Here is a 9,042-nt window from a genome sequence, read left to right on the forward strand (position 1 = left end):
CGTTTTTTGAAATATCCAAACCAACTGCGTTATTATTCATGTCGGGCTCCTCTTTGCTCCGTTAAATCATTGGGTGCATTTTATGACACCGTGTGGGTAAGGAGGAGTCCATATCATCATCCCAGGTAACCGTAACTTTATCCTGGGCAAGATGCGCCCGCACCGAGCGGATGGCGTCGAGTTCATTGACAGCGGATTCGATTGCGGCTTCGCAGCCGCGACAGTGCATGCCTGTTACGCTAAAGCTTCGGGTCTGAAGGGTGATGACTTTCCTGGGTAGCTAGTCTATTGCTTGGGCATGTTTTTCATGTCGTGCATCTCATGCATGGCACCGTGAGCATGGCCTAATAGGGCATCCGGACCATGATCGGCCAACTGGGTATCGAACCAGCGATGAATGGCGTCGACCAACGCCGGCTCTTCGGAAGAATATGTGATCTCGGCGCCATCCTCGAGTTCTTTATAGTCAACATGAAGTTGTCCGGGCGCGGCCTTGCGTAATTCCGCTAATCCCGGCATATCTTGCCCATGAATTTTCGTCGGATTGGAAAAATCCCCATGGGTAAATTCCTGTGAAATCTTGCTTAGATGTTGACGGATCAACGCGACTTGTTCCGGGTTGGGCGGATTTCTGACGAACACTTGTTGCAAGCCGCCGGTTTCCGTCTTATTAAAAATGTGCTGGGTCTGTTTAAGATCGAAAGGCATGACGTGCCTGCCGCGTTCGGTCACCTCTTTTAAACATTCCGGACTGGGGGTTTCGGCGAAAACCGCTTGCGATAGCGTTAAGCCGATCAAAGCGGCGGCAAACAGGGACATCGGTTGTTTTGCAAATGGCATGAGTTTTCTCCAATAGGCTGCCTGGCGAGGATGGCTTGGTATTATGCCGCAATCTCCGCACGCATTCCGCTATTCCGGTTATTATGCTGACCGCGCGCGGAGACGAAACCGCTCGCATTGTCGGCTTGGAAATGGGCGGCGACGATTATCTGCCTAAACCCTTTAACCCACGCCAATTGTTAGCGCGTATCAAGAGTGTCTTGCGTAGAATGCAGGTGATTACCGAAAACGCCAGCGTTGAAGAGATTCAATCCATTCGCTTCGCTCCCTGTACACTGGATGTTCACGCACGACATCTAATTGCCGAGGACGGATTAGTCGTGAATCTAAGTGGCGCCGAATTTCGCCTGTTAAAAATCTTTCTCGAACATCCCAACCGCGTGCTCAATCGCGAGCAGTTACTGGACCTGAGCCAAGGGAGGGATCAGGAACCCTTCGACTGCAGTATTGATGTGCAGGTGAGCCGTTTACGGCAACGGCTACGCGATGACGCCAAGGAACCTGGCATTATCAAAACGGTACGCGGCGAAAATTATATATTTGCGACACCGGTGGGATTTAAGTCATGAATTTGCTTATCCCGCGTTCGCTGTTCGGCCGCATGGTTTGGGTGCTGCTGGCCGGACTGGTGGTAACCCAACTGCTGAATATAGCGATTCACCGTCATGAACGCAGCTAAATGTTGGCCCGGTCGAATAATCTAATGGCCGCACAATGCATCAGAGATCGAGTCAAATGGTTGGATGCTGTCGATTTCGTATCCCGGCAAACTCTGATCGAGCGCTTAAATGAACCTGATTTTGCTATTGCACTTGCACCCGACAATCGGCAGTCCGCTACCGGCGATGGTGAAGACGGAGTAGTTCATCCGTTTCTTCGTTCAGCGCTGCAAACATTGCTCGGCACCGAATACCCTTTTCGCATCCTAACAAATGACCCTCAGAGTCCTTTTATTAAAGTTCACGTCCGTTTACGTGACGGTTCTTGGATTGATATGCATTATCACCGAGGGGACGAAACCGAAGCTTGGCCGTCACATTTGACGGTGCAACTTCTGATCCTGGTAATTTCCGTGCTTGGGCTTTCGTTGACTGCGGTGAGCTGGGTCACAAACCCTTTAATTCGGTTGGCGAACGCCGCCGATGAACTCGGAAAGGACATGCATCGCACCCCACTTGACGAGACAGGTTCTCTCGAAGTCAGGCGCGCCGCACATGCCTTCAATACCATGAAGGCTCGACTCGTCAGTTACATTCAAGACTGAACCCGGTTGCAAGCAGCTATATCGCACGATTTAAAGACCCGATTACGCGATTACGGCTACGTACTGAATTGCTGGACGATCAACGCCTGCGCGATAAGTTCGAAAAAGACCTGAATGATATGGAAGGCATGATCCGGGCCACGTGGGATTTCATGCGCGGGGCGGAGCAGTACGAATCCGTGCAACCGGTGGACATTATGGATTTATTGGAAAGCTTGAAAGCGGATGCCCAGGACATGGGCCGCGAAGTGAATATTGTAGGTACCGCTTTACTCTCCTATTCAGGCAAGCCCATGGCCTTGAAACGCTGTATCAGCAACCTGATAGATAAGGCGATACAATATGGCCAACGAGCCACGATTGAGATCCGAGAAGGTGCGGATCAATTAATGCTTGTCATCCGTGGCCAGGGTCCAGGCATTCCGGACGCACAACTCGAACAAGTTTTCGAACCCTTTTACAGACTGGAAAGCTCACGCAGTCGAGATAGCGGGGGCACAGGGCTTGGTCTAAGCATTGCCCGTAATATTGCACAGGCGCATGGCGGACGTTTGACTTTAAAAAATGCTTCGACTGTAGAGCTTGAAGCCATGCTGACGCTGCCTAGACAATGAAAATATCCAACGGGAGCTTCTTGATTACACCAAAGGCAACAAGCAGTCAGACAAAAATGCGCTATATAATAGACGCTAACGTACGATTTTTTCCTAATTCTGCTTTTCTCTAATAGAACGCTAACTTTTTACCATCGCAGCCGAGAACGATCGGCAGCATTTTATGGGGAAACTCTTGCCTGATAACAAGCGTTCAACAAAAATATGGTTTTGGGCTTCCTTGGCTGTTCGCATTGAACCTTTGCGCCTGTACCATGGCTGCTCCTTGTCAGGCGGCCGCCATCTGCAGTCATGGCCTGATGAACTGAGCTTGCAAAGATGCCGAAATGGAATGAATCGCCCAGCCTGCCCGTGGCCGAAAAAGCGGTTCCGGTACTCTGGTGGAAATCATTGCACGATCCCGCTGCTGGACGGTTTGATTGGCCGCGCACCCGGCGCCTATCCCGATTTGCGCAAGGTCGAAGTCAGAATCCGCGAGGCTCGGGCCCAATGCAGGGCAGGGGCCTCGCATATTATATCGCCTTAAATGGGAAACCCGAGTGCTCAAGGAGGCTCATCTGAACAAGACTGTTTTGATCATACTGGCTGCCGGGATCCTGGCCGCCAGTCTTGCGGCTGCCTATTGGTTTTGGCCGACTTCCGATCATGCCCAAAGCCAATTGGTGTTGTACGGCAACATGGATATTCGTGAGGTTGATTTGGGCTTTGACGTCAATGGACCAATCGCCCAGGTTCTGGTCGAGGAAGGCGACGCCGTAGCAGCAGGGCAGACGCTGGCGATTTTAGAGCAGGAGCCGTTCCTGGATGCCGTGCAGTCCGCCGAGGCAACACTAAAACTGGCCGAGGCGCGCCGGCTTGAAGGTGTTCATGGGTCCCGGCCGCAGGAAATCGAGCGGGCGCGCGCTGCCGTTCAAGGCGCTGAGGCGACATTGGCGAACGCAACCCTGGTTCATGGCCGCCGCCAACGGCTGGTCGACGAGCGCGCCGCTTCAGTGGAGGAGGCAAACACAACGAAGGCCGAGCGCATTGTCGCTAAAGCGAACTTGAAGAAGGCGCGCGAGGATCTCGCTTTGCTTCTGGAAGGCACGCGCAGTGAACAACTGGATCAGCAGCATGCGGAAGTCGAAGCCCAGCGCGCCAATCTGGCGCTGCTGCGCTACCGCCTGGGCCGCGCCATCCTGAAGGCGCCCAGTGTCGGCGTCATTCGCAGCCGTATCCAGGAACCCGGCGCCGTGGTCACGGCCACCAGTCCTGTGTTCACGCTGGCGCTCACCAATCCACTGTGGTGCCGGGTTTACGTGGACGAGCCCGACCTGGGCAAGGTACGAATGGGGATGCCGGCCAGCATTACCACCGACAGCTATTCCGGCAAATCCTATCGGGGTTGGGTTGGTTATATTTCGCCGGTCGCCGAATTTACTCCAAAATCCGTCGAAACGCCTGAACTGCGCACTAACCTGGTTTACCAGACGCGCATCTATACCTGCGATCCCGATCAGGAATTACGTCTCGGCATGCCCGCCACTGTCAGCCTTTCCCTGCACGGGGAAATTCGTACACTGCCTGCTTCGCTGTCGGATTATTGCAAGTCCCCATGACTGCGGTGCTGCATTCGATTCCAAAAAACACGGCCGTTGCCGTGGCAGCGACCGGCCTCGGCAAACACTTTACCGTTGGCCAGCGACAGATCGCGGCACTTGAAGGTATCACACTGAATATCCGGGTAGGTGTCGTCAGTGCCTTGATCGGTCCGGACGGCGCCGGTAAAACGACCTTGCTGCGCCTTATCGCCGGTCTCTTGGCCCCGGATCACGGCACGATATCGGGGTTCGGCCTGGACCCGATGACCCAGACTGATGCCGTGCACGCCATTACCGGCTACATGCCGCAGCGCTTCGGCCTTTACGAAGATCTGACGGTGCAGGAGAATCTTGATTTATATGCCGATCTGCACGGCGTTCCCACCCGCCTCAGGTCAGAGCGGTTCCATGAACTCCTGGAAATGACCAAGCTGTCCGCATTTCAGGATAGGCTGGCAGGAAAACTGTCCGGCGGCATGAAACAAAAACTTGGGCTTGCCTGTACATTGGTGGCCAGGCCACGGCTGCTACTGCTGGATGAACCGACGGTAGGCGTCGATCCGGTGTCGCGGCGCGAACTGTGGTTAATCATTGAGCGCATGGTGGCGAGCGGCACCACCGTGCTAATGAGCACGGCCTACCTGGATGAGGCCGAACGCTGCCACGAGATTTTCATGCTTCATGCCGGACAAATGATACGGCAAGGCGCGCCCGACGCTGAACTCTCCCTTTTGGCGGGACGTTGTTACGAAATCCATGGCGCGGAAAACTTTACCCGCCGCCTGCAAAGCCGGCTGGCGGAACAGGCCAACATTGTCGATGCCGTGATTCAGGTGGATGCGGTGCGCGTGGTAACCGCCCAGCCTCAACCCCCAACGCTCGATGATCTCGCTGCCGAGTTTCCGTCACTGACAGTTACCTCGGTACGCCCCCGTTTCGAAGACGGTTTCATCGTACGGCTTAAGCCCTTGGTAGAACAGGTCAATTTGGGACGGGCGCTGTCGCCTTCCACTCAAGCCGTTGACAGAGAAGGCACGGTGATTGAGGTACACGAGGTGGAGCGCTGGTTTGGCGATTTTCAGGCAGTCAAGCGCATCAGTTTCGACGTGAAGCGAGGTGAGGTCTTCGGACTCCTGGGCGCCAATGGCGCCGGCAAGACCACCACTTTCCGGATGTTGTGCGGACTGTTGCCGCCAAGCGGTGGCCAACTTCGGGTTACGGGTATTGACCTGCGTAGCGCGGCGGCCAAAGCCAGGCGACGGATTGGCTATATGTCGCAGAAGTTCTCCCTCTATGGCGCTCTGAGCGTCCGGCAAAACCTGGAATTCTTTGCAAGCGCCTACCGGTTGGACAGAGGACAGCGTCGGGTTCGCCTGGACTGGGCCCTGGATGAATTTCAGTTGGCGGCCTACGCCGAAAGTTCCAGCGGCGACTTGCCCTTGGGCCACAAACAGCGCTTAGCCTTGGCCTGCGCATTGCTGCACGAACCGGAAATTCTGTTTCTCGACGAACCGACTTCGGGCGTCGATCCCTTGATGCGGCGTGCCTTCTGGTCCGCGATTAACGCCTTGGCGGAACAGGGCGTCACCGTGCTGGTGACCACGCACTTCATGGAAGAAGCCGAATATTGCGACCGCTTGGTGATCATGGCAGCGGGCAGCCTGCTCGCCGCCGGCCGGCCCAAAGAAATTCGCGCCCAGGCACGTAGCCCTGATCGGCCGAACCCGACCCTGGAAGACGCCTTCATCCAATTGCTTCACAACATTGCCGGGAGCGATGTTGGAGCGTCGCAGGCGGGCCCGAAGGGCGGACTCCAGGGACGGAGTCCGCAGCAATCCGAACAAACACCATCATGAACGCTGAACATTCCGTGCCGAACGATCCAAGTGCCCGGCGGCTTCGTTTATCGGGACTGATCCGAAAGGAATTCCTGCAGATCCGGCGGGACCTATCCAGCATTGCCATCGCCTTCCTGTTACCCATCGTGTTGCTTATCATATTCGGCTACGGAGTTTCCCTGGACGCCAGGCATGAACGGGTGGGGCTGGTTGCCGAGAATCCGGGGCCGGAGACGGCGGATTTTTTTTCAGGGCTGCAAGGCTCCGAATATTTTCAGCCGGTCACTTTCAGCGACCAGCGCGCGGCGAAGGCAGCCCTGAATCGGCGCCAGATCAGCGCCATTGTGCGTTTGCGTAGCGACTTTTCCCGGCAATCCTTAAGCGGACAGTCGGCCCCGATTAATGTCGTCGTGGATGGCGTTGACGCCAATACGGCCCGCCTGGTCTCGGGTTACTTGCAGGGCGTTTGGGCTGGATGGCTGCAACGACGACTGGACGAACGGGCAATAGAATCAACGCAGTCAGTGCTGATGCAACAACGCATCTGGTTCAATCCGGCAGTGCGCAGCCGGGATTATCTGGTCCCTGGCCTGATCGCCGTCATCATGACGCTGATCGGCGCCCTGCTGACAGCAATGGTCGTGGCCAGGGAGTGGGATCGCGGCACCCTGGAAGCGCTCATGGCGACGCCGGTCAGCGTCGGCGAGGTGCTGATCGGCAAGCTTGTTCCCTACTATTTGTTGGGAATGGGCGGCATGGCCCTGTCCATCGGCATGGCTATCTTTCTCTTTGAAGTGCCGCTACGCGGTTCACTGTGGGTGTTGTTCGTAACCGGCTCTTTGTTTCTATTAGCCGCGCTGGGAATGGGCCTTTTCATTTCGATCATCGCACAAAATCAGTTCCTCTCCGGACAAGTGGCGATCATCACCACCTTTTTGCCGGCCTTCATCCTGTCCGGCTTCATTTTTGACATCGACAGTATGCCCGTTGCCGTGCAGTCTTTCACCTATCTGATTGCGGCCCGTTATTTCGTCGCCATTTTGCAAACCGTGTTTCTGGCCGGCAATGTCTGGGAAGTCATCATCCCCAATGCTCTGGCGTTGGCGCTGATGGCGCTGGTTTTCCTGACACTGGCGGCGCGGCGCATGCCGCGCCGCCTGGGATAAAGTCATGCTGTACGCTATGCTCGGTTTGTTGAAAAAGGAATTTCTGGCGCTGTTCCGAGACAAGAAAAGCCGTTTTGTACTGATCGGCCCGCCCCTTATCCAGTTGCTGGTGTTCGGCTATGCCGCAAGCTACGATCTCAACCGCGTACCCATCGCCATCTATAACGAAGACTCAGGATCAGCCTCGCGCGAACTGATCGCCCGCTTTACCGGCGCCAGGGCTTTCCGCGAGGCAGGCAGGATTACAAGGCAATCCGGCATCGCTGAATTCATCAACCCGAAAAAAGCCTTGCTGGTCTTGCATGTCGAGCGCGAATTCACCCGTGATCTTTCCAAACGCAAGCCCGCGAGCATTCAGCTTATCATCGACGGGCGCAACTCCAACACCGCCTTGATCGCCCTCAATTACGCGCAAACGATTCTGGCCGACTTCAACCGCAGCTGGACTGCGCAACAGCGTCTTGAAAAACCGTCGGCCCGGCTTGAAATCCGTGCCTGGTTCAACCCCAATCTGAACAGCCAGTGGTTTATCGTGCCGGGAATCATCGGCCTTTTGACGCTGGTCGTCACCATGCTGGTCACGGCGCTGGAAGTTCTCATAGGCAAGGCTTTGCCGGGTGTGCTGATCGGTCTGGTCGAAGCCTCTTTCATCGTTCTGATGGCCGTGTACTGGTTTCAGGTACCGTTCGTCGGGGACGTCGCGGCGCTGTACCTCGGCATCATCCTGTTCGTCGTCTCGACCGTCGGGGTCGGCCTGATGATTTCCTCGCTGGCCGCTACGCAACAGCAAGGCTTGCTGGGAGCGTTTCTGTTCATCGTGCCGTCCATCATACTTTCAGGCTTCGCTACGCCTATCGCCAACATGCCCGAGGCCATGCAAACCCTCACCCTGCTGATTCCGTTACGCTATTTCCTAGTCATCGTGCGCGGCGTGATGCTGGAAGGCATACCGCTGCCTCTGCTGGCGGACCAGTATTGGCCCATGGCCGTGATTGGCCTGGTCAATCTGGGCCTGGCGGCCTGGATGTTCCGCAGACGGCTTTATTGAAGCGCCAGAAATACCCTCAACGTTCTTTTTGTTAAACACTTGGCCATTGCGTCCATGTGATCCTAGATGCACAGGAAGGACCGAAATAACCTCAGAAATCGGCTACACCTTCCGTGACGATGATGGCCATACTGGTAAAATCGCCACTGATGCTATATATCTGAGATGAGTTAAGCTGTCTCCGAAATAGGATTTTATAACCATTAGACGGTTGGCTTGCGGGATAAGTAAGCTCACATTGAGCGACAGACAGTCAATTGGAATTGCGTCGAACGTCACTTACTCGCGCTTTTGCAGCACGTCACGACTGTCCGCTTTAGGGAAGAGTAAAATCATAGCCGACAGACCGTTGTGGGTCATGACCTGATGGCCAACCTGTTCGAAATGAATCATTGTCAGCGGCCGCTTTTGAGAAATTTTGCATAGCCGGATTTTGTTGAAACCGTAAGTTTCTGTTCAAATGCTCCCGCTCTCCCATTTTCTGCATCAATTTGGATCGATTCTGCCGGATGGGCATCGGGAAAAGAGGCATGCCTTTCCGGATTTCTGGTTAACTCCAGCCATGCAACATCCAGTTGCCCTTGAACGACTTGAGCGATAACCGCTTTACGGGGACAGCTGCCATCGGCCAACGCGCAAACAAATCAGCCGCTGCTGGGTCGGCCAAATCCATTTTATTGGCGGCCAGCACA

At 55.2% G+C, this 9,042-nt stretch carries 9 protein-coding genes; 7 read left to right on the forward strand and 2 right to left on the reverse strand.

Going from position 1 to position 9,042, the window contains the following annotated elements; all coding sequences use genetic code 11:
• Positions 1-61 precede the first annotated feature (61 nt).
• Both HUX64_RS18065 and HUX64_RS18070 read right to left on the reverse strand, forming a co-directional pair.
• Positions 62-265: a heavy-metal-associated domain-containing protein gene (locus HUX64_RS18065; protein ID WP_281355354.1), complete on the reverse strand. Its 204-nt coding sequence runs from the start codon at positions 263-265 to the stop codon at positions 62-64.
• 20 nt (positions 266-285) lie between these two features.
• The gene (locus tag HUX64_RS18070; protein WP_174627584.1) at positions 286-840 is read right to left on the reverse strand and encodes an aspartate carbamoyltransferase; all 555 of its coding nucleotides are present in this window, start codon (positions 838-840) and stop codon (positions 286-288) included.
• A 35-nt stretch (positions 841-875) separates the two neighbouring features.
• Here HUX64_RS18070 and HUX64_RS18075 point away from each other — a divergent pair, with 35 nt between their 5' ends.
• The 7 genes from HUX64_RS18075 to HUX64_RS18105 all read left to right on the forward strand — a co-directional run bounded on the left by HUX64_RS18075 (position 876) and on the right by HUX64_RS18105 (position 8,350).
• Positions 876-1,409: a winged helix-turn-helix domain-containing protein gene (locus tag HUX64_RS18075; protein WP_425484281.1), complete on the forward strand. Its 534-nt coding sequence runs from the start codon at positions 876-878 to the stop codon at positions 1,407-1,409.
• Positions 1,410-1,543: 134 nt separating this feature from the next.
• A complete protein-coding gene (locus HUX64_RS18080) occupies positions 1,544-2,104 on the forward strand; it encodes a HAMP domain-containing protein (protein ID WP_174627585.1) in 561 nt (186 codons plus the stop codon).
• 68 nt (positions 2,105-2,172) lie between these two features.
• Positions 2,173-2,718, forward strand: a complete 546-nt coding sequence (locus tag HUX64_RS18085; protein WP_174627586.1) for a sensor histidine kinase — start codon at positions 2,173-2,175, stop codon at positions 2,716-2,718.
• A 539-nt stretch (positions 2,719-3,257) separates the two neighbouring features.
• Positions 3,258-4,316: an HlyD family secretion protein gene (locus HUX64_RS18090; protein WP_174627587.1), complete on the forward strand. Its 1,059-nt coding sequence runs from the start codon at positions 3,258-3,260 to the stop codon at positions 4,314-4,316.
• Positions 4,313-6,154, forward strand: coding sequence for an ATP-binding cassette domain-containing protein (locus HUX64_RS18095; protein ID WP_174627588.1), 1,842 nt, complete (start codon positions 4,313-4,315; stop codon positions 6,152-6,154). Before HUX64_RS18090 ends, HUX64_RS18095 begins: the two co-directional genes overlap by 4 nt.
• On the forward strand, positions 6,151-7,302 hold the full coding sequence (locus HUX64_RS18100) for an ABC transporter permease (RefSeq protein WP_174627589.1): 1,152 nt from the start codon (positions 6,151-6,153) through the stop codon (positions 7,300-7,302). Before HUX64_RS18095 ends, HUX64_RS18100 begins: the two co-directional genes overlap by 4 nt.
• A gap of 4 nt (positions 7,303-7,306) precedes the next feature.
• Positions 7,307-8,350 carry an ABC transporter permease gene (locus HUX64_RS18105; protein WP_174627590.1) on the forward strand — a complete coding sequence of 348 codons (1,044 nt, stop codon included), beginning with the start codon at positions 7,307-7,309 and terminating at the stop codon, positions 8,348-8,350.
• Positions 8,351-9,042 lie beyond the last annotated feature (692 nt).

The sequence above is a fragment of the Candidatus Methylobacter favarea genome, assembly GCF_902806695.1.
In the GTDB taxonomy this organism is placed as follows: domain Bacteria; phylum Pseudomonadota; class Gammaproteobacteria; order Methylococcales; family Methylomonadaceae; genus Methylobacter_B; species Methylobacter_B favarea.